Here is a 334-nt window from a genome sequence, read left to right on the forward strand (position 1 = left end):
AAAACCGAAACTCTTTTTTATCCCTAACCACGTCTCCATTTTTTTTCACTTCTATACCTCCGCTCAAGAAAACCACCTCAAGTACATTAATCAGTAGGTGTACCAGTCTCACTTTGGATCAAAACGCGTCTATGGTATCAACGCATCATAGTGTTTCAGAAGATCAAACCAGCATAGTACCCCGTACTGCGAGTTCCCCTGATAGGTTCTATAACCACAGGAACTTCAAAATAGAGTAATAACCAGCCTAAGCCACTGGTTGCCAACAGTTCGGAATGGCTTTCTACTCTTGCAAAGGCACCTTTTATCCTGTCCGGAACATCCCCGGGTTGTA

The sequence above is a fragment of the Spirochaeta lutea genome (assembly GCF_000758165.1).
Taxonomy (GTDB): Bacteria; Spirochaetota; Spirochaetia; order DSM-27196; family Salinispiraceae; genus Spirochaeta_D; species Spirochaeta_D lutea.